This window comes from Phenylobacterium sp. LjRoot219, assembly GCF_964252995.1.
Classification (GTDB): Bacteria; Pseudomonadota; Alphaproteobacteria; order Caulobacterales; family Caulobacteraceae; genus Phenylobacterium.
In genome coordinates this window covers 591,885-611,356 of sequence record NZ_CAXUQI020000002.1, presented here as the reverse complement: position 1 = coordinate 611,356, position 19,472 = coordinate 591,885, and the positions used below count along the sequence as shown (strand labels likewise).

General features: G+C 70.2%; 14 protein-coding genes and 1 pseudogene. 6 read left to right on the top strand and 9 right to left on the bottom strand.

Features of this window, described 5'->3' with window-relative positions; all coding sequences use genetic code 11:
* Positions 1–4: 4 nt before the first annotated feature.
* The 3 genes from ACSQ14_RS20890 (at position 5) to ACSQ14_RS20880 (ending at position 6,434) form a co-directional block, all read left to right on the top strand.
* Complete coding sequence (locus ACSQ14_RS20890; protein ID WP_436016169.1) at positions 5–3,175, top strand: efflux RND transporter permease subunit; 3,171 nt, start codon at positions 5–7, stop codon at positions 3,173–3,175.
* Positions 3,172–4,611 (top strand): efflux transporter outer membrane subunit, encoded by a 1,440-nt coding sequence (locus ACSQ14_RS20885; RefSeq protein ID WP_436016168.1) that lies wholly within the window; start codon positions 3,172–3,174, stop codon positions 4,609–4,611. The genes ACSQ14_RS20890 and ACSQ14_RS20885 overlap by 4 nt, the downstream gene beginning before the upstream one ends.
* Positions 4,612–4,703: 92 nt before the next feature.
* A complete protein-coding gene (locus ACSQ14_RS20880) occupies positions 4,704–6,434 on the top strand; it encodes a hypothetical protein (protein ID WP_436016167.1) in 1,731 nt (576 codons plus the stop codon).
* A gap of 3 nt (positions 6,435–6,437) precedes the next feature.
* Here ACSQ14_RS20880 and ACSQ14_RS20875 read toward each other — a convergent pair whose 3' ends face one another.
* Complete coding sequence (locus ACSQ14_RS20875) at positions 6,438–6,827, bottom strand: DUF1801 domain-containing protein (RefSeq protein WP_436016166.1); 390 nt, start codon at positions 6,825–6,827, stop codon at positions 6,438–6,440.
* A 108-nt stretch (positions 6,828–6,935) separates the two neighbouring features.
* On the opposite strand from ACSQ14_RS20875, the gene ACSQ14_RS20870 reads away from it, so the two are divergent.
* Together ACSQ14_RS20870 and ACSQ14_RS20865 are read left to right on the top strand one after the other, a co-directional pair.
* A complete protein-coding gene (locus tag ACSQ14_RS20870) occupies positions 6,936–7,559 on the top strand; it encodes a DUF938 domain-containing protein (RefSeq protein ID WP_436016165.1) in 624 nt (207 codons plus the stop codon).
* 98 nt (positions 7,560–7,657) lie between these two features.
* Positions 7,658–8,938 (top strand): cytochrome P450, encoded by a 1,281-nt coding sequence (locus ACSQ14_RS20865; RefSeq protein WP_436016164.1) that lies wholly within the window; start codon positions 7,658–7,660, stop codon positions 8,936–8,938.
* 779 nt (positions 8,939–9,717) lie between these two features.
* Here the strand turns inward: ACSQ14_RS20865 and ACSQ14_RS20860 are convergent.
* From ACSQ14_RS20860 to ACSQ14_RS20830, 7 genes and pseudogenes are all read right to left on the bottom strand, one after another.
* Positions 9,718–11,523, bottom strand: a pseudogene (locus ACSQ14_RS20860) (HWE histidine kinase domain-containing protein); the annotation flags it as partial.
* Positions 11,520–12,011, bottom strand: coding sequence for a biliverdin-producing heme oxygenase (locus ACSQ14_RS20855; RefSeq protein ID WP_436016163.1), 492 nt, complete (start codon positions 12,009–12,011; stop codon positions 11,520–11,522). The pseudogene ACSQ14_RS20860 and the gene ACSQ14_RS20855, both read right to left, overlap by 4 nt.
* 349 nt (positions 12,012–12,360) lie before the next feature.
* Positions 12,361–13,881, bottom strand: a complete 1,521-nt coding sequence (locus ACSQ14_RS20850) for an LVIVD repeat-containing protein (RefSeq protein ID WP_436016162.1) — start codon at positions 13,879–13,881, stop codon at positions 12,361–12,363.
* A gap of 274 nt (positions 13,882–14,155) precedes the next feature.
* Positions 14,156–15,004: a TauD/TfdA dioxygenase family protein gene (locus ACSQ14_RS20845; RefSeq protein WP_436016161.1), complete on the bottom strand. Its 849-nt coding sequence runs from the start codon at positions 15,002–15,004 to the stop codon at positions 14,156–14,158.
* Positions 15,005–15,068: 64 nt separating this feature from the next.
* On the bottom strand, positions 15,069–15,842 hold the full coding sequence (locus ACSQ14_RS20840) for an SDR family NAD(P)-dependent oxidoreductase (protein ID WP_436016160.1): 774 nt from the start codon (positions 15,840–15,842) through the stop codon (positions 15,069–15,071).
* Positions 15,843–15,889: 47 nt separating this feature from the next.
* The gene (locus ACSQ14_RS20835) at positions 15,890–16,648 is read right to left on the bottom strand and encodes an SDR family oxidoreductase (protein ID WP_436016159.1); all 759 of its coding nucleotides are present in this window, start codon (positions 16,646–16,648) and stop codon (positions 15,890–15,892) included.
* A 116-nt stretch (positions 16,649–16,764) separates the two neighbouring features.
* Positions 16,765–17,394, bottom strand: coding sequence for a TetR/AcrR family transcriptional regulator (locus ACSQ14_RS20830; protein ID WP_436016158.1), 630 nt, complete (start codon positions 17,392–17,394; stop codon positions 16,765–16,767).
* Between the two features lie 191 nt (positions 17,395–17,585).
* Between ACSQ14_RS20830 and ACSQ14_RS20825 the strand changes: the two genes are divergently transcribed.
* Entirely contained in the window at positions 17,586–18,299 is a 714-nt protein-coding gene (locus ACSQ14_RS20825; RefSeq protein WP_436016157.1) for a DUF899 domain-containing protein, read from the top strand.
* Here the strand turns inward: ACSQ14_RS20825 and ACSQ14_RS20820 are convergent.
* Positions 18,296–19,471 (bottom strand): alpha-hydroxy acid oxidase, encoded by a 1,176-nt coding sequence (locus tag ACSQ14_RS20820; protein ID WP_436016156.1) that lies wholly within the window; start codon positions 19,469–19,471, stop codon positions 18,296–18,298. The two genes, ACSQ14_RS20825 and ACSQ14_RS20820, sit on opposite strands and share 4 nt — an antisense overlap.
* Position 19,472: the final 1 nt, after the last annotated feature.

The window sequence follows — 19,472 nt, the reverse complement described above, 5'->3', positions numbered from 1 at the left end:
CGCCGTGCGCTTCCCCCACTTCTTCATCGACCGGCCGATCTTCGCCGCCGTGCTGTCGATCCTGATCACCCTGGTCGGGATCATCGCCTACCCGACCCTGCCGGTCGCCCAGTATCCGGAGATCGCGCCGCCGACCGTGGTGGTCACCGCCTCCTATCCCGGCGCCTCGGCCGAGACGCTGGCGCAGACCGTGGCCGCGCCGCTGGAGGAGTCGATCAACGGCGTCGAGGACATGATCTACATGTCGTCCTCGTCGACCGGCGACGGCACGACCAACATCACCGTGACCTTCCGCCAGGGCACCGACGTCGACCAGGCGCAGGTGCTGGTGCAGAACCGCGTCTCCACCGCCGAGCCGCGGCTGCCCGAAGAGGTGCGTCTGGTCGGCGTCACCGTGCGCAAGAACTCACCCGACCTGCTGATGGTCGCCACCCTGATCTCGCCCGACAATTCGGTGCCGCAGCAGTACCTGTCCAACTACGCCACCCTGCAGCTGATCGACCGGCTGAACCGGGTTCCCGGCGTCGGCGGGGCGCGGCTGTTCGGCGGCCGCGACTACAGCATGCGGATCTGGATCGACCCGGATCGCGCCACCACGCTCAACATGACGGTCGAGGAGGTGATCGCGGCGGTGCGCGGGCAGAACGCCCAGGTCGCCGCCGGCGCCGTCGGCCAGCCGCCGTTCACCCACGGCGGCACGGCGTTCCAGCTCAGCCTGCAGGCCAAGGGCCGGCTGACCACGCCGGAGGAGTTCGGCGGCATCATCATCAAGCGGCTCACCGAGGGCCGGGTGATCCGGCTGCGCGACGTCGCTCGGGTCGAGCTCGGCGCGCAGGACTACAGCGTCGACGCCTTCCTCGACGGCAAGCCGACGGTGGCGATGGCGATCACCCAGCTGCCCGGCTCCAACGCCCTCAGCACCGCCCAGGCCGTGCTGGCCGAGCTCGACGACGCCGCGAAGAGCTTCCCGCCCGGCGTCGCCTATCGCGTGCCGTACAACCCGACCGAATACATCGCCGCCTCGATCGAGGCGGTGCAGCACACCCTGTTCGAGGCGGTGCTGCTCGTCGCCTTCGTCGTGCTGCTGTTCCTGCAGAGCTGGCGCGCGGCGATCATCCCGATCATCGCCATCCCGGTGTCGCTGGTCGGCGCCTTCGCCGCCCTCGCCGCCTTCGGCTTCAGCCTCAACAACCTGTCGCTGTTCGGCCTGGTGCTGGCGATCGGCATCGTCGTCGACGACGCCATCGTCGTGGTCGAGAACGTCGAACGGCTGATGGAGGAAGAGGGCTTAAGCCCGCGCGAGGCCGCGCACCGGACGATGGACGAGGTCTCCGGCGCGCTGATCGCCATCGCCCTGGTGCTGATCGGCGTCTTCCTGCCGACCAGCTTCATCCCCGGGATCTCCGGACAGTTCTACAAGCAGTTCGCGCTGACGATCATGAGCGCGACGGCGATCTCCGCCTTCGTCTCGCTCACGCTGTCGCCGGCGCTGGCCGCGCTGGTGCTGAAGCCGAAGCACGCCGCCCTGCCGGCGCCGGGCTGGCGCGGGACTGCGAGCCGCTTCGCGCGCGGGTTCAACCGCGGCTTCGACCGGCTGTCGGAGCGCTACGGGGCCTACACCGCGCGCGCGGTGCGGACGCTGGGCATCGTCGTCATCGCCTACGCCTGCCTGATCGCCCTGGCCGGGTGGCGCTTCACCGCGACGCCGACAGGGTTCATTCCCGCGCAGGACCAGGGCTATCTGATCACCGCCGTGCAGATGCCGCCCGGCGCCTCGCTGCAGCGCACCGACGAAGTGCTCGGCGAAGCGCAACGGATCGCGCTGCGCAACCCGGCGGCGGAGTCGACGGTGGCGTTCGGCGGTATCGACGGGGCGACCCTGACTAACGCCCCGAACGCCGCGGCAATGTTCGTGGCGCTCAAGCCCAAGGGCGAGCGCGAGCACGCCGACGTGGTCGCCAACCAGCTGCGGAAAGAGCTTTCGGCGATCACCGCCGGCAACATCCTGGTGATCGCCCCGCCCCCGGTGCGCGGCATCGGCACCGGCGGCGGCTACAAGATGATGGTCGAGACGCGCTCCGGCGCGAGCCTGCAGGCGCTGGAGACCGTCGCCACCAACCTGGCGGGGAAGGCCAATCAGACGTCCGGCCTGACCAGCGTCTTCACCCCGTTCGACACCCACACGCCGCGCCTGTACGCCGACATCGACCGCGACCGCGCCGAACAGCTGGGCGTGCCGGTCGAAGGCGTGTTCTCGGCGCTCAGCACCTATCTCGGCTCCACCTACATCAACGACTTCAACTATCTGGGGCGGACCTTTCGGGTCACCGCCCAGGCCGACGCCCCCTACCGCGACGGCGTGGCCGACGTCGGCCGGCTGCGCACCCGCTCGGACGGCGGGGCGATGGTGCCGCTGGACTCGGTGATGAGCCTGCGCAACGACAGCGGCCCCTACCGGGTGGTGCGCTACAACCTCTATCCGGCCGCCGAGGTGCAAGGCGACACCGCCCCCGGCTTTTCCAGCGGCCAGTCGCTGGACACGATGGAGCGGCTGGCGGCGGAGACCCTGCCCCAGGGCTTCGCCTACGACTGGACCGAACTCGCCTTCGAGCAACGCCAGGCCGGCGCGACCGGCGCGATCGCCTTCGCCCTGGCGGTGGCGTTCGTCTTCCTGCTGCTCGCCGCCCAGTACGAGAGCCTGGTCCTGCCGCTGGCGGTGATCCTGATCGTGCCGATGTGCCTGTTGGCGGCGATCCTCGGCGTCAACGTGATGCGGCTGGACAACAACATCCTGACCCAGATCGGGCTGGTCGTGCTGATCGGCCTGGCGGCGAAGAACGCGATCCTGATCGTCGAGTTCGCCAAGCAGAACGAGGAGCGGGGCATGGAGCGGCGCGAGGCCGCCCGGCATGCCGCGGCGACCCGGCTGCGGCCGATCCTGATGACCTCGATCGCCTTCATTCTCGGCACCCTGCCGCTGGTGATTGGCGGCGGCCCCGGCTCGGAGATGCGCCAGGCGCTCGGCGTCGCCGTCTTCTTCGGCATGATCGGCGTGACGCTGTTCGGGCTGCTGTTCACCCCAGCCTTCTACGTCCTCAGCCGCAATTTCGGCGACTGGGCGGCGACTAGGCTGAGGCGGCGTCGGCGGCCGCCTGCGGCCGAGCAACCGACATGAGCCGCGCCCGCCTCTGGCCCTTGCTGCTGGGCGCGGCGCTGGCGGCCGGCTGCGCCGTCGGCCCGAGCTATCGCGCGCCTGGGGCGCCGCCGGCGGCGGCGCTCAAGCTGAAAGAGGCGGACGTCGCCGGCGTCTCGCCCTCGCCGCTGCCGCCGCGCTGGTGGCGGCTGTTCGACGATCCGGACCTCGACCGGCTGGTGGAGAAGGCGCTGGCGCACAACACCGACCTGCGCCAGGCCGCCGCCAACCTGCAACGGGCGCGCGCCGCGCTCTCCGAAGTGCGCGCCGGACGGCTGCCGACCAGCGAGGCCAGCGCCCAGTACAGCCGCGAGCGGGTCAGCGTCGGCAATCTGGGCGCGCTGCCGGTGGACACCGACTTCTACGCCGTCGGCTTCGACGCCTCGTACGAAGTCGACCTGTTCGGCGGCGTCACCCGCTCGATCCAGGCCGCGCGCGCCGACTACCAGGCGGCGCAGGCCGAGGTCGACGCCGCGCGGGTCGCGGTGGCGGCGGAAACCGCGCGGGCCTTCGTCGACGCCTGCGCCTTCGCCGCCCAGGCGGCGGTCGCACGGCAGACGATGGAGCTGCAGGCGAGCACCTTCGACCTCACCAACCGGCTCTACCAGGGCGGCCGCGGCACCGAGCGCGACGTCGCCCAGGCGCAGGTGCTGTTCGAACAGACCCGCGCGCAGGTCCCGACCTTCGAGGCGGAGCGCCGCGCCGCCCTCTATGCGCTGGCCGTGCTGACCGGCGATACGCCCGCCGCCGTCGACGCCGCCGCCGCGCGCTGCACGGAGGTGCCGGCCGCTCGGCGGCCGATCCCGGTCGGCGACGGCCAGGCCCTGCTGGCGCGCCGGCCCGACGTCCGCGCGGCGGAGCGGACCCTGGCGGGCGACGTCGCGCGGATCGGCGTCGCGACCGCCCAGCTCTACCCGAGCATCACCCTGGCCGGGACCGTCACATTCGGCGCGCCGAAGATCGGCGACCTCGGCCGCGAGCAGACGCTGACCTACGCCGTGGGGCCGCTGATCAGCTGGAACATCCCGTTCAACGGCGCGGCGCGCGCCCGGGTGCGCGAGAGCGAGGCTGCGGCCCAGGCCTCGCTGGCCGCGTTCGACGGAACCGTGCTGCGCGCGCTGCAGGAGACCGAGCAGGCGCTCGCCCGGCTGCAGGGCGCCGGCGAACGGGAAGCCGCCCTGGCCCGCGGCGCCGCGGCGAGCGAACGGGCCGCGCGGCTGTCCGACCTGCGGTTCCGCGCCGGGTCCGACAACTTCCTGCAACTGCTCGACGCCGAGCGCGACCGGGCGAACGCGCGCGCCGCGCTGGCCCAGGCCCAGACCGACCGCGCCGCGGCGCAGATCAGCCTGTTCAAGGCGCTCGGCGGCGGCTGGGAATCCGCGCCGGAGATCGCGGCGCGTCCGTTGCCGGCGCACTGAGGCCCGCTCTGCCGCGCACGATCCGATCGACGGGGCCTGCGTGATTATGCTCACCTCGCCCTAGCCCATCAGCAACCTGCGCCGGGAGGCGAATGTCAGCCGTCAGACGGATCTTCGGGTGGCTGGGACGCAAGGCGATCCTCTATGTGGCGATCGTGCTGGCGATCCTGGCGGGCGGGTTTGTGTCGCCATGGCTCAAGCGGGAATGGAACGAGCCCGGCCTTCACCTCGAGCGCGCCGCGCGGCTCGAGACGGCGAAGGAGCGGCTGGAGGCGGCCGGCGATGAAGCCCAACGGCGCCTGTCCGACGCCGCCGCCGCGGCGCAGCGCAAAAGCGTAGGCGAGCTCGATCGCGCGATCGCCGAGGCGGGACGGGCGAAAGCCGCGGCGGAGGGACAGCGGCGCAGCGGCCCGGCCAAGGCGCTCAGTCTGGCGAGGGCGGACGCCGATGTGCTGCTCGAGGACGGCCGACTGGAGCTGGAGATCCAGTATCGTGATCGCGAGATCGCCGGGCTAAAGGCCGCGCGTGACCGGGTGGCGAAGCGCGACCGGCTGGAAGCCTGGCCGACCGACCTCCCTGCGAGACTGACCCAGGCGCAGGCCATGGCTTCCAAGGCGATGGCGTCGTGCCGGTCGGCGACACAGAAGCTGGCGGAATTCGAGGACCGCTGGGAGGTCAAAGCGACCCTCCAACTTTTTGATCAGGAGCGGCACGGCGCTTTGCAGACCGCGGTCCGCGACCGCTGCCGCGCGGCGACGGCGGCTTATCGCAAACAGCGCGAGACGGCGGTCATCCTCCAGCAGCGTGACGACGCCGCGCGAGCCTACCAGCAGGCGGCGGGGTGGGCGGACACCCGGATGCAGGCGGTCACGACCGATCTCGAACGGCAGATCGCCCTAGAGCGCACCAAGGCGCAAGGATCATGGCGGGCGAAGCTGTCGCTTTGGGCGGAGCAGATCCATCTCGCCACCGTGCTCCGGCAGGCCGCCATCGCGCTGGCGCTGATCATCGCCTCGCCGTTTCTCATCCGCCTGGTCTGCTACTTCGTCCTCGCCCCGGCGGCGATGCGGCGGCCCGCGATCCGGGTTCGCCTCCCCGGCGGCCCCGGCGCGGTGATCCCGCCGGCCGATCGTTCGACGACCTCGGTCGGCGTAAGGCTCGCCGCCGGCGAGGACCTGCTCGTGCGGCACGGCTATCTGCAGACCACCAGCGAGGCCGGGGCGAAGGGCACGCAATGGTTGCTCGACTGGCGCCACCCGATCACCAGCATGGCGACCGGCCTGACCTTCCTCAGCCGCATCCGCGGCGAGGGCGAGGTGACGACGGTCTCCGCGGTCCGCGATCCGTTCGCCGAGGTGACGGTGATGACGCTGCCGGACGGGGCGGCCTGCGTGCTGCAGCCGCGCGCCCTGGCGGCGGTCGTGCAGCCGATCGACCGCCGGCTGCGCGTCACCGCCCACTGGCGGCTGGTGTCGCTCAACGCCTGGCTGACGATGCAGCTGCGCTATCTCGTCTTCCACGGACCGGCGCGCCTGGTGCTGCAAGGCGGGCGCGGGGTGCGGGTGGAGCGCGCCGAGCGGGGGCGCATCCTGGGGCAGGCCCAGGTCGTCGGCTTCTCGACCGACCTGGCCTATTCGGTGACGCGCACCGAGACCTTCTGGCCCTACTTCCTCGGCCGCGAGCCGCTGCTCAAGGATCGCGTCGCAGCGGGCGACGGCGTGCTGATCGTCGAGGAAGCGCCGCTGGCGAGCCGGCGCCCGGGCGAGGTCCGCCAGGGGATCGAGGGGATGATCGACGCCGGGATGAAGGTTTTCGGGATGTAGGCTTCATTCGCCAAATCGGACGCGCTGCCGGATATCCCGATACGCCGCCGCTATGAGGGCGCTCAGGGCCGCGGCGTCCGCCGGCTGCTCCGGCCGCAGCTTCACGTGCCGCATGCGCTTGCCGGTCCCCACCAGAAGCCCCGCCGGGTCGTCGAGCATCGCCCCGTGAAAGAAGCCGACGTTCACATGGGCGCTGAACGCATTGACGTAGCCGAACGCAGCGTCGCCCAGGCACGCCGTCGGCGCCCCATCGTGCAACAGCTCGCGAACGTCCGCGCCGCAGCCGCGCATCTGTTCAAACCAGGACTGGGCCATCCGTCGCAGCTCGTCGTCAGGCGCGGCGAACCAGGCCTCGACGCTGGGGTCTCTGCGAACGGCGCTCGGGAACCGCATGAGTTTGCTCACCAGGCCAGAATGTCAGCTGGACGCGTGATGTCGAGGCGCGCGTGAACCCGCGCGACCCGACCGCGGCTTCTGGCGCCCGGCGCCGGGATGGCCCAAATGTCAGCGATGAGCGACCTGCCGCCCGAAGCCCTCACCTCGCCGTCCACGGCGCGCAACCACGAGCCGATCCTGCGGGTCCTGCAGCCGCGCCTGCCGGCCTCGGGCCTGGTGCTGGAGATCGCCGCTGGCGCCGGCGAGCACGCGGTCTATTTCGCCGCGGCCTTCCCGCAGCTGCAGTGGCGGCCGACCGACGCCGATCCGCAGGCGCTGGCCAGCATCGCCGCCTGGCGCGACCATGCCGGAACGCCGAACCTGCTGGCGCCGCTGCGGCTCGACGCCTCCGCCCCGGAAAGCTGGCCGGTCGAGCGCGCCGACGCCGTCGTCAGCATCAACATGATCCACATCTCCCCCTGGGCCGCGACGCAGGGGCTGATGACGGGGGCCGGCCGGGTGTTGCCGCCCGGCGGCCTGCTGGCGCTCTACGGGCCCTACCTCGAGGCCGACACGCCGACCGCGCCCAGCAATCTCGAATTCGACCGCTACCTGCAGGCGCGAAATCCCGCCTGGGGCCTGCGCGACCGCGATGCGGTGGCGGCGCTCGCGGCGACGCACGGGCTGACCCTGGCCGAGCGCATCGCCATGCCGGCCAACAACCTGTCGCTGATCTTCCGCAAGACCTGAGCGGCGCCCCGCATAACGCCGGTTTGACACCCCTGGGCGCGACTCCTAGGCTCGATTTGGCGACGCCAGCGTCACAATATCGAACATCGGGTGGAAACATGAGCGACGCGCTCACCGCGGATGATCCGCGCTACAGCGAGCTTTTCGACGCCGCCAAGGAGGCCGCCGCCTCGAACGACGGCGAGGTCTATGGCGACCTCACCCCGGCGATGAATGCGCTGCGCGACCAAGCCCCCGCGCAAAAGGGCTCGCTGCGCGAACTGCTCGGCCTGCCGGAACATGCCCACGCCTATGACAACGCGCGCGAGCACTACACCATCTTCTCGTTCGCGGCCTGCGACCGGGCGTTCCGCGAGAACCTGCTGTTCTCGTCGGAGGTCTACAAGGAGAGCCCGGGCGTGCGCAGCATGGGCAAGGTGATCCTGTCGATGGTCGGCGACGAACATCGCCGCTACCGCGCCGCCGCCCAGCCGATGTTCCTGAAGCCCAAGGCGATGACGTGGTGGCGGCAGAACTGGATCGACGAGGCGGTCGACGCCCTGCTCGACCGGCTGATCGGCCGCGACACCGCCGACCTGAACATGGAGCTCTGCGCCCGGCTGCCGATGCACGTCGTCACCCGCGGCATCGGCATGGACGGCGACAAGGCGCTGAACTTCCGCGACCACCTGCTGCGGGCCACAATCTCGCGCACGGTGACGATGGAGGAGAAGATGAAGTCGATGGCCGAGGTCGGCCGGATGCTCGGCGAGCTCATCGCCGCGCGCCGGGCGCAGCCGGCCGACGACGTGATCAGCGGCCTGATCGCCGCCGAGTTCGAGCTGGCCGAGGGCGGCACACGCAAGCTCACCGACGAGGAGATCTTCGGCTACTGCCGGCTGATCATGCTGGCCGGCGGCGGCACCACCTGGCGCCAGCTCGGCATCACCATCGACGCGCTGCTGACCCACGGCTTTTGGGACGCCTGCCGCGACGACCGCAGCCTGATCCCGGCGGCGATCGAGGAAGGCGTGCGCTGGCGGCCGACCGATCCGACCTTCATGCGGCTGACCACCGAGGACGTCGAGGTCGAGGGCCTGCGGATCCCCGCGGGCTGCCGCGTCGACGTCTGCCTGGGCGCGGCCAACTGCGACCCGTCGCGCTGGGACGATCCCGACCGCTACGACATCCGTCGCAAGCCGCAGAACCACCTCGGCTTCGCCATGGGCCCGCACCAGTGCCTGGGCATGAACGTCGCCCGCCAGGAGATGGTCTCGGCGCTGAACGGGCTGATGGACCGCTTCCCGAACCTGCGGCTGGACCCCGACGCGGCCGAGCCGGCGCTGGTCGGCGGGGTCGAGCAGCGCGGCATGTCGGCGGTGCCGGTGCGGCTGGCCTAGATCGTCCTGCGCTACACGCCGAGCAGGTCGGCGATCGCGCGGGCGACGTTCTCCAGGGTGTAGGGCTTCTGCAGCACCGGGCGGCCGACGTGCCGCTCGGGCAGGTTGGCCTGCTCGCCGTAGCCCGAGGCGAAGAGAAACGGGACGTTCAGCTCCGCGAGCCGGTCGGCGATCGGATAGCTGGAGCGGTCGCCAAGATTGATGTCCAGCACGGCCACGGTCGGAACCGTCTCCTCGATGGCGTCGAGGCCCGCCTGCACGCTCGCCGCGGTGAGCACCCGCTGCGCCCCCAGGCGCCCGGCGACGTCCTCCGCGTCCAAGGCGATGATCAGGCTGTCCTCCACCAGCAGCAGGGTCTGTCCGGCCAGGACCAGGCGCGGGGCCGCCGCGGCGCGGCCATGGGCGGGGCGCGCGGGGCGGATTGGCGTCAGGCGGTCGGCGGGGGCGTCGGTCACGTGGCGGGCGGGGATGCAGAACCGCGCCTCGACGCCCTGCGGCGCAAAGGTGATCGTCGCCTCGCCCCCCAGGTCGTAGGGAACCGACCGGGCGATGATCGTCGAGCCGAAGCCCTTCCGCTCCGGCGCCTTGACCGGCGGGCCGCCCTGCTCACGCCAGTCGACGATGAGGTCGCCGGCGTCGTTGCGCCGCCAGTCCAGCGTCACCGTGCCATCGACCGACAGGCTGCCGTACTTGGCCGAGTTGGTGACCAGTTCGTGGATCACCAGCGCCATGGTCGCGTAGGCCTGGGGATTGAGTAGCACCAAGCCGCCGGAAACCTGCATCCGGTCGGGTCGATCTGCGAGAAAGGCCGAGGCTTCGGCGTCAATCAGCGCCTGGATCGGCGCCGGTCCCCAGTGGTCGTCGGTGATCTGGTCGTGGGCCCGCGCCAGCGCGTGGATCCGGCCGTCGAGCACCTTGATGAAATCGTCGATGTCGCCGTCGTGGGACTTGGTCTGGCGGATCAGGCCGCGGATCACCCCCAGGATGTTGCGCACCCTGTGGTTCAGCTCCGCGATCAGCAGCTCCTGGCGCTCGCCGGCCTGCCGGCGCTGGGCGGAGGCCTCGTCGGCCATCCGCAGCACGACCTCGATCAGGGTGGCGCGCAGCGTGTCGGCGACCCGCAGCTCCGACGGCGCGAACGGCTTCGAGCGGCCGCGCACCAGCTCCTTCCACTCAGCGAAACTTTCGCGCGGCGTCAGGCGCGGACCGTTCGGACCGTATTCCACCGGCTTGTGCGGATCGCCGCCCCAGCGCACCGAGCGAACGATCTCCTGCCGGAACAGCACGACATAGTCGCGCGCCGCCCGGGAGATCGGGATCGCCAGCATGCCCGCGGCCTGGTCGGCGAACGCTTCGGCGCCCGGCAGGACCGAGGGAATATGATCGGTGGCGAACACCCGTCCGTCGTCGCTGCGCTCGCTCAGCGCGCGGATCAGCCGGCGGAACTCGCCCGGCGGCGGCGTCTGGCCGGAGAAGGCGGCCGTGCCGTTGATCCACACGCCGACGCCGTCCGCCGGGATGGTGTCGGTCAGGATGTCGCCCAGCCAGGCCGGGTCGTTGAGCAGGGGGTTTTCGGAGGCCGCCGCGCCGAGCAGCTGGTCGGAGATTTCCCGCGCACGGCGCTCGAACTCCATCGTTTCGCGCCGCAGCCGGCTCTCCAGGCGCATGGAGAACATCTGGGCGAACAGTTCGCACACGGAGCGCAGCTCGAAGTCGAGGGCCTTCGCGCCGTAGTGATGGCAGGCGAACAGGCCCCAGAGCTTGTCGTCGACGATGATCGAGATCGACATCGAGGCGCCGACCCCCATGTTGCGGAGGTACTCGAGGTGGATCGGCGAGACCGAGCGCAGGATCGACAGCGACAGGTCGAGCCGCCGCCCCTGCGCGTCCAGCTGCGGCATGATCGGCACCGGCGTGGCGTCGACGTCGGCGATCACCCGCAGGAGGTTGCGCTTGTAGAGCGCACGCGCCTGCTTGGGGATGTCGCTGGCCGGGTAATGCAGGCCCCTGAAGGCGCCGATCCCCGGCCGGCACGACTCGGCGACCACCTCGCCGGACTCGTCGACGTCGAAGCGGTAGACCATCACCCGATCGAAGCCGGTCAGGCCGCGCACTACCCGCGCGCCCTCCTGCACGAAGGCCTCGAAGTCTTGCGTGCGATCGACCCGGGCGATCATCGAACGCACGGTGTTGGTCGCGTCGCCGTGCTCGCCGCGGGCCGGCTCGGCCTCGACGACGATGACGTCGCCAGAGACATGCAGAGCCAGGTCGAAAGCGGGCAGATCCTGCTTCAGCCGGCAGCCGAAGATGCGTTCCACCGCGTCGCCGCCGGTGAGCATGGCCGTGCGGTTGCGGATCGCGTGCACCGCGTCTTCGTCGATCAGCGCCCAGAGCGGCGCGCCAAGGGCCTCGTCCGGGCCGACGCCGAGCACCTCGCCGATGTTGGCCGAGACCCGTTCGACGACCCAATGGGGCGTGACCGCGATCAGCACGCCGATCGCCTGGATCGCGCCCAGGATGTGGATCGGCTCGCGGTCGCAGTTGGTGAGGTCGACCTGGCCGGGCCCGGTTAGCTCGTCGCTCAAGCGCCCTCCAGCCGAAGTTGACCCGACGCCGCGAAGGCGGCGAACACGGCCCGCGCGGCGGTGATCGCCGCCGCCAGCTCCGGTTCGGCCTGCAGCTCCCGGTCCATGACCGCGAGCAGGGCGCGCCAGGCCGCCGGATCGGCCGCGCCGCCGAGGAAGCGCCCCGGCGCCCCGGCCGGCAGCCGCCGGGCCAGCAACGCCCCGCCGAACCGCGAGCCCTCCAGCACGTAGATCGCGCCCAGCAGCGCGGCCGGCGACGGCAGGGCGACCGGCGACGGCGCCTCGGTCGGGCGGCCGGCGCCCAGGTCGGCCAGATCCGCCGCCAGCAGCGGCGCCCTGCGCCGCGTCGGCCAATCGTCGAGAAGCTCCGCAGCGCCGGCCGCGGTCAGCGCCTGCTCGAGCGGCGCAAAGCAACCGTACTGGGCCTCGAGAAAGGCCCGATAGTCGCCCGGCTGGCTCAGGTCGAAGCGGGAGTAGATCGCATCCACCGTGGCGTGATCGGCAGAGGTCGCCTCACGCAGGCGAAAACGCGTTGTCCCGGCGGAGGCCGCGGACGCGCGGCCAGGCGAAGGATTTTCAAACGCCAAACTTGAACCTCGAAGAGAAACGGCCGCCTTTCGCATAACAAGCCGGCCTTAGGCTGACCAAACGCCTCGCACACCAGTTTGAGCCCGGCGGACGCTGGCGCCGCCCGGCCCGCAGATCACGCCCACGAAAAGCCGCCGGCGTCGCCGGCGGCTCCATTCCCGAACCTGCCGCTGGACTAACCGTCAGGTTCCGGGAGACCGGCCGAAAGCGGTCGAACGAACGTCTCGGTGGTTTCTCTGGACCTGCGTGCTAGAGCCCAAGCCGCGCGCGAACTTGCGGTTCGATCTGCAGCACTTTGAAACCGCCGGCGTCGGAGAAAAAGATCAGCTTTCGCGCAGGGTCGTAGTAACCCACCCCCGCGTGCACCGGCGTTCCGTGATTGAAATACGCGACCTCAGTCGGCTTCTGCGGGTCGCGGATATCGAAGATCCGCAGCCCGGCGTCGCCGAAATTCACCGCCGCGAACTTGGCGTTCATCGGGTTGTCGATGAGGTGGTAGGCGATCCATGGATCGCGTCCCGACGCCTTGCGGACGTCGCAGAACTCCGGCTCGTTGATGGCCAGTTGCAGCATCGACACGTTTCGCGCCTGTGCAGGGTCGGTGACGTCGCTGACGATCGCCTCGAATCCCCAGCCCAGCGCCGTCGGCCTCGGATAGGGCTGGCAAGTGTCGCCATGCTCCGCCTGGGTCGCGATCCCCTTGGTCCCGCCTTCGTTGGAATGCACGACGTAGTCGCGGCCGCCGACGCGGAACCAGTCGAGCCCGTGGCCCGGACCGTTGACCTGGCCGATAATTTTGGGCGGGCTCTGGGTGATGTCGATGATGCTGACCTTGGGCTGCGGCGCCCAGAGCGCGCTCGTGCCGCCAGCCTGATCGCCGACGTACAGCCGTGTGTCATCGGCGTTGAAGTCCAGCGCGTGGGAGACCTGCGGCCACAGCAGCGAGGCCTGCAGCGGACTGCCGCCCATCGCGTAGTTGGCGCCCCGGGGCGCGGGCCTGGTCGCATCGTCGCAGAGACTGCGCCCGGCCTTGACCGACTGCCGATGCAGCTCCTGCCAGGGGCCAGCAAATTGGGCCGCCACCTCGCAGCGGTAATCGGTGATCTTCCAACTGCTCGGATCGTTGAGATTGGAGAGGTCGACCTCCCAGATGCCGAACGAGGCGTAGAGCTTGGCGCCTTCACGATTGAGCCGGATGTCGTGAGGCAGGTTCTTCCTGGCGACACCGGGGATCGTCGTGTCGGGCCATTTGATCTCGCCCAGCCGCCTGGGGTGCAGGCAGTCGCTGACGTCAAAGACCGAGCTGCCCGAGACCAAGACGGCGCGGTCCTTGGCGACGACGACGCGCATGGACTCCGAGCCCATATGCACCGGCAGCGGAGCGCCAACCGCTACGGGCTTGGTCGGGTTGCTGACGTCGATGACGGAGATCTGGCTGTCGTCCGGCGTGCCGGCCTGACCACGCGCGCGCACATAGACGCACTTGCCGGCGCCCGCGACGTTGCCGACGATCGGCAGCTGGCCGATGAGCTTGACCCCGCAGTTGTAGCTCGCCGTCAGCCCTGCCGGGACCTCGCCCTGGACGCCGGGCTCGCGCGCGTCGCCTGAGCCGCACAGCGCCGGAGAGACACCGGCGTCATGTCGTTGCGCCGGCGACGACGCCGGCGCGGCTTGAGCCATAGCGCCGGTGCTGGCCGCCAGCGCGGTCAGGGCCGCTCCTGTCGCCAGCCGATATGCGGCGGTTCTGAGGGGGTTGGGGCTCACGAACATCTGTCTCTCCCGTCGCGCGGCTTGTCATCGCCGCTTTCTGATCTCTGAGCGCCGGCAGCGCGAGACCACTGTTATGTTATATAACATAACAAGGCGCAACGGGCGGCAAGGGCTTGAGCTTCGGGACTTGGGTCACAGCTGACCCGAGAGCGAGTTCAGAGCACCGGCGGGACCCATCCAACCGACAACGGAGAGCGCCAGGCGGGCACGCCGCATGACAAAGCCGCCGGCGACCAGGTCGCCGGCGGCTCCATTCCTCACGCTCGCGCCGAGCTTAGTCTTCGCTGGCGATCGAGGTGCGGTGCATCATCCGGCCGGACTCCCAGTCGTAGGGGATCACCCGGTGCATGGCGCCGCGGTTGTCCCAGATCACGAAGTCGCCCTGCTTCCAGTGGTGGCGGTAGACGAACTGCGGCTGGCCGGCCCATTCGACCAGGCGCGCCAGGTGCGCGCGGCCGTGCGCCACGTCCATGCCGACGATCCTGTCGGCCGTGGTGCCGATGACCAGGCCCTTGGCGCCGTCCTTCTTCCGGGTGCGGACGATCGGGTGCTCCTTCGGCACGCCGATCTGCAGCTTGTGCTCGTCCTCCGGCGGGATGATGTCGGCGATCGGCCGCAGGCTGGCGGCGACCGTGTGGATGGCGGTGAGGCCCTCCAACCGCTTCTTTTCCTCGTCCGGCAGGGCCGCGTAGGCGGCGAAGGTGTTGGAGAACTCGGTCTGGCCGCCTTCGGCGGCGATCTTGCGCGCCGACAGCAGGGTCGCGTGCGGCGGCGGCATGTCCACCGTCAGGCCGTCCATGTGCCAGAAGAAGGTGCCCAGCACGTATTCCGGCGACTTGTTGACCTTGCGGTCCAGGGTAACCTGGTAGACGTCGTCCTGCTTGTCCGTGGTGGCGTCGCTGGTCAGGTTAATCCGGCCGCCGAGCAGGTCGGTGAAGGCCAACTGCTCTTCATTGCTGAAGTTGACCTCCGGGAAGACCAGCACGCCGCGGGTGTTCAGCATCTCGCGGCACTGGCGCACGACCTCGGGGTCGAACAGCGCTGCGCGCTCGGCGCGGACGATCGAGCCGATCAGCGGCTTGACCTCTTCGAATTCAACTCGGGACTTCTGAGCAACTGACATCAGGTCTGACTCCGGGAAGGAGCGCGCCCAGGCGGTTTCGGCCGCCGTGAGCGCGCGTTGGGTCTCAATTCTGTTCGGCGGCCATGCCGGAAAATCCGACGCAGTAGCCGCCGTCGACCGGCAGCAGCACGCCGGTGATGTAGGACGCCTCGTCGCTGGCCAGGAACAGGGCGGCGTTGGCGATCTCGCTGGCCAGGCCCCAGCGGTCCATCGGGATGCCGGGGAGCTTGAAGATGCCGGGCGGCGGCTCCGGGTGCTCCTTCGACTGTTCGACCAGACCGGTCCAGATCGTGCCGGGCAGGATCGCGTTCACCCGGATGTTGTTCGCCGCGTAGTCGAGCGCGGCGGTCTTGGTCAGCTGGTTCACGCCGGCCTTGGCCGCGCCGTAGATGCTGTGCTTGCGCCAGCCGACGAAGCCCGAGGCCGAGGAGATGTTCACGATCGAGCCGCCGCCGGTCTTCATCATCGAGATGACGCCGTACTTGATGCCGAAGAACACGCCGCGAAGGTTGGTCGAGTGGACGCGGTCCCAGTTCTCGGTCGACTGCTCGTGCAGCAGCGCCATGCCGCCGCCGAAGCCGGCATTGTTCACCAGGATGTCGATGCGGCCGAACTTCTCCTCGGCCGTGGCGATCATCGCCTGGATGTCCTCCTCCTTGGAGACGTCCACGTGCAGCGGGATCGCGCCGTTGCCGATCCGCTCGGCGACCTCGTTCTCCGCGCCGCTGATGTCGGTGCAGAGCACCCGGGCGCCTTCCTTCGAGAAGCGCTCGGCCATGGCCTTGCCCATGCCCGAGCCGGCCCCGGTGATGATGACGTTCTTGTTCGCCAACCGCATGTTCGTCTCCCTTGTCCTTGTTGTCGTTCGTCGAGCTTCGACAACCTTTACGGCATCGGCTCGACGTCAATCGTCGGCTGCACCAGGATCCGCGTGACGTTGGCGCGGCGCGGCAGCTGCACCACCAGCATGATCGCGTCGACGATGTCCTGCGGCTGCATCGCGCCGTCCTTGTGGGTGTGCTGCTGGATCATGTCGCGCCAGGCGGGATCGGAGATGCTGCTGGCGATCTCGGTCGCCGTCGCGCCCGGCTCGACGATCGACACCCGGACGCCCACCGGCCCGCATTCCTGGCGCAGGGATTCCGTGAAGCCGGTCAGGCCGAACTTGCTGGTCGAGTAGGAGGCGAAGCGCCAGCCGGCGCGGCGGCCGGCGGTCGAGGAGATGTTGACGATGTCGCCCGAGCCTTGCGCCTTCATGTGCGGGAAGGCCGCGCGGCAAGTGTAGATCGTGCCCATCAGGTTGATGTCGATCACCCGGCGCCACTGTTCGATCGGCAGGCTCTCGATGCCGCCGGCCTCGTTGACCCCGGCCGAGTTCACCAGGATGTCGAGCCGGCCGAACTTGGCGATGGTGTCCTCGACCGAGGCGGTGGCGTCGGCCTCGATCGACACGTCGCCCGGCAGCGCCAGGGCCACGCCGCCGGCCGCCTCGATGCGCTTCACCAGGTCGTCGAGACGCTCCTTGCGGCGTCCGGAGACGGCGACCTTCGCGCCGGCGGCCGCCAGGTCCAGCGCCGCGGCCTCGCCGATCCCCGAAGAGGCGCCCGTCACCAGCGCGACCTTGCCATTGAGCGTCCCGGACATCGCGCGTCTCCTTGTGTCTGAAATCTAATGGACCGACCCGTCCATTTGAGTGACTTCGCGCCTTTGCGGGGGGCTGTCAAGCGGCCGCCGTGCCCCAAGCCTGCGACCTCGCGGCGCTACCAGAGCGATCGGCTGGCGAGGAAAGCTTCGACGATCTTGGCGACCCGCGCCCGGACCTCGTCGGGGGCGGCCGAACGCACGCCCATGCGGATCTCGTGATAGAGGCCGCGCACCGTGAAATTGAACAGCTCGGCGGCGGCCTCGGGATCGCGGCACGGGATTCCGTCGCGCGCCGCGAACTCGCCGATGTAGCCGGCGATGCGCCCGATGCTCCGCTTCAGCCGGGCGTGCGTCACCTCGGCCAACTCCGGAAGGCGCGGCGCCTCCCAGTCGATGAGCCGGTTGAGGGCGAGATTCTCTGGCTGCGAGGCGTGCAGCACGGTCTGTTCGGCCAGGTGCCGCAGGCTGCTGGCGAGGCTGCGTTCCGACGCCTCGCCGACCGCCTCGTCGACCGCGCCGTAAGCCTCATCCTGCTGCTGGTCGACGATGGCGCGGAACAGCGCCGCCTTGGTCGGGAACTTGGCGTAGAGCGTGGTCTTCGAGACGCCGGCGCTGCGCGCCACCTCCGCCATCGAGGTCGCGCCGTAGCCGTGGGCCATGAAGGCCTCCTGCGCCGCCGAAAGAAGCTGGGCTTCCAGCTCCCGCACGTCCTCCAGCCGCAACCGGCCGCGTCCGCGCCGGGGCACGACGCTGGCGGGCTCCGCGGAAACGGCTGGGACCGGGGGGGCAGTACGAACGCTCGACATCACGCGCGTAGGGTTCCGCAGCGCGGGGAGCGAGGCAAGCCCGGCGTAGCGGCCACCGATGGGACGGGCGATTTTGCGAGGAACGAACAGCCCGGGGCGCCTGTTCGGAGCCCGACCCATGGGAGGTTTCGATGACCGAGACGCATCAAACCCGCGAGATGGCGACGCCCCCGGTCGTGTCGCCGCAGGAATGGAAGGCTGCGCGCGAGCAACTGCTCGCCAAGGAGAAGGCGCACACCCACGCCCGGGACGCGCTGGCCGCCGAGCGCCGGCGCATGCCCTGGGTGGCGGTGACGAAGAGCTATGCGTTCGAGGGGCCGCGCGGCAAGGCCAGCCTGCTCGATCTGTTCGAAGGCCGACGCCAGCTGATCGTCTACCGCGCCTTCTTCGAGCCCGGGGTGGAAGGCTGGCCCGAGCACGCCTGTGTCGGCTGCTCGTTGGTGGCCGACCACGTCGCCCCCGTCGTCCATCTGAACCAGCGCGACACCACGCTGGTGTTCGTCTCGCGCGCGCCGCAGGCCGAGATCGCCCGCCTCAAGACGCGGATGGGCTGGGAGATGCCCTGGTACACGCTCACCGACAACTTCGACGCCGACTTCGGCGTCGACGAATGGCACGGCACCAACGTGTTCTTCCGCGAAGGCGAGCGGATCTTCCGCACCTACTTCATCGACAACCGCGGCGACGAACAGATGGGCGGCGTCTGGAACTACCTCGACATCACCCCGCTCGGCCGCCAGGAGGCGTGGGAGGATTCGCCGTCCGGCTACCCGCAGACCGAACCCTACACCTGGTGGCGGTGGCACGACTCCTACGGCGACAAGAACGCCCCCGGTCCGGGCTAGGCGCGCCCGGCGGGGACCCCGAGGCCCGGCACGGTCTCTGACCGCAGGTAGCTGCGGTCGAGCTCCGCCAGCGAGGTGACGCCGAGCATCGCCATCGCGCCGCTGATCTCGTCGCGCAGGATCTCCAGCGCGCGGGTCGCACCGGCCTGCCCGCCCACCGCGGCACCGTAGAGGGTCGCGCGGCCGATCATCACCGCATCGGCCCCGATGGCGATCGCCTTCAGCACGTCGGTGCCGCGCCGCACGCCGCTGTCGAAGATGATCGACATGCGGTCGCCGACCGCATCGACGATCTCCGCCAACACGTCGATCGAGGCCGGCGAGGCGTCGAAGTTCCGCGCGCCGTGGTTGGAGACGACCAGCCCGTCGACGCCGTGTTCGGCGGCGAGGATGGCGTCCTCGACCGTCAGCACGCCCTTCAGCACCAGCGTCCGTGGCCAGCGGCGGCGCAGCTCCTTGACGTCGTCCCAGGTGACGTTGGCGGCGTTGGCCTGGCGCATCACCTTGCCGGCCCCGCCGGCGACGGCCTCCATCGGATAGTTGGCGAACTGCGGGATGCCGCCAGCCAGGGCGTAACGTCCCATCACCGTGGCCAGCCACGCCGGCTTGCCGAGGAAGTGCCGCGCCAGGGTCGGATTGGCCCGGATCGGGTTGGCCATGCCGTTGCGCTTGTTGAACTCGCGGTTCGGCCACATAGGGGTGTCGACCGTCAGCGCCAGCACCTCGGCCCCAGCCTTCTCGACCCGCTCGACCAGCTGCCAGGAGAGCTCGCGCTTTTCCCACAGGTAGAGCTGCATCCAGAAGCCCGGGTTCACCTCGGCGATCTGCTCGACGCTGGTGGTCGAGCTGGTCGCCAGGGTGAACGGCAGGCCTGCCTTGCCGGCCGCCGCCGCGATCGCCCGCTCGCCCTTGTAGCAGAGCAGGTCGGCGGTGCCGGTCGGCGCGATGATCATCGGCGTCGGCAACTTGCGCCCGAACAGGGTGGTCGACTGGTCGCGCTTGGCGACGTCGCGCAGCGTGCGCGGCGCGAACTTGATCGCCGCCAGCCCGTCGACGTTCTGGCGGACCAGGCGCTCGTCCTCGGAGCCGCGCTCGATGAACTCGAAGATCGCGCGCGGCAGCCTGCGCTGCGCAGCTTCACGCAGGTCCCAGATGTTGTGCGCAGGCTTCAAG

What these genes read in the sequence shown, in the direction of transcription:
- ACSQ14_RS20840 (WP_436016160.1), bottom strand. Translation starts at nt 15,842, where the DNA reads ATGCGGTTGGCGAACAAGAACGTCATCATCACCGGGGCCGGCTCGGGC.
- ACSQ14_RS20870 (WP_436016165.1), top strand. Translation starts at nt 6,936, where the DNA reads ATGTCAGCGATGAGCGACCTGCCGCCCGAAGCCCTCACCTCGCCGTCC.
- ACSQ14_RS20875 (WP_436016166.1), bottom strand. Translation starts at nt 6,827, where the DNA reads ATGCGGTTCCCGAGCGCCGTTCGCAGAGACCCCAGCGTCGAGGCCTGG.
- ACSQ14_RS20825 (WP_436016157.1), top strand. Translation starts at nt 17,586, where the DNA reads ATGACCGAGACGCATCAAACCCGCGAGATGGCGACGCCCCCGGTCGTG.
- ACSQ14_RS20835 (WP_436016159.1), bottom strand. Translation starts at nt 16,648, where the DNA reads ATGTCCGGGACGCTCAATGGCAAGGTCGCGCTGGTGACGGGCGCCTCT.
- ACSQ14_RS20885 (WP_436016168.1), top strand. Translation starts at nt 3,172, where the DNA reads ATGAGCCGCGCCCGCCTCTGGCCCTTGCTGCTGGGCGCGGCGCTGGCG.
- ACSQ14_RS20865 (WP_436016164.1), top strand. Translation starts at nt 7,658, where the DNA reads ATGAGCGACGCGCTCACCGCGGATGATCCGCGCTACAGCGAGCTTTTC.
- ACSQ14_RS20850 (WP_436016162.1), bottom strand. Translation starts at nt 13,881, where the DNA reads ATGTTCGTGAGCCCCAACCCCCTCAGAACCGCCGCATATCGGCTGGCG.
- ACSQ14_RS20845 (WP_436016161.1), bottom strand. Translation starts at nt 15,004, where the DNA reads ATGTCAGTTGCTCAGAAGTCCCGAGTTGAATTCGAAGAGGTCAAGCCG.
- ACSQ14_RS20880 (WP_436016167.1), top strand. Translation starts at nt 4,704, where the DNA reads ATGTCAGCCGTCAGACGGATCTTCGGGTGGCTGGGACGCAAGGCGATC.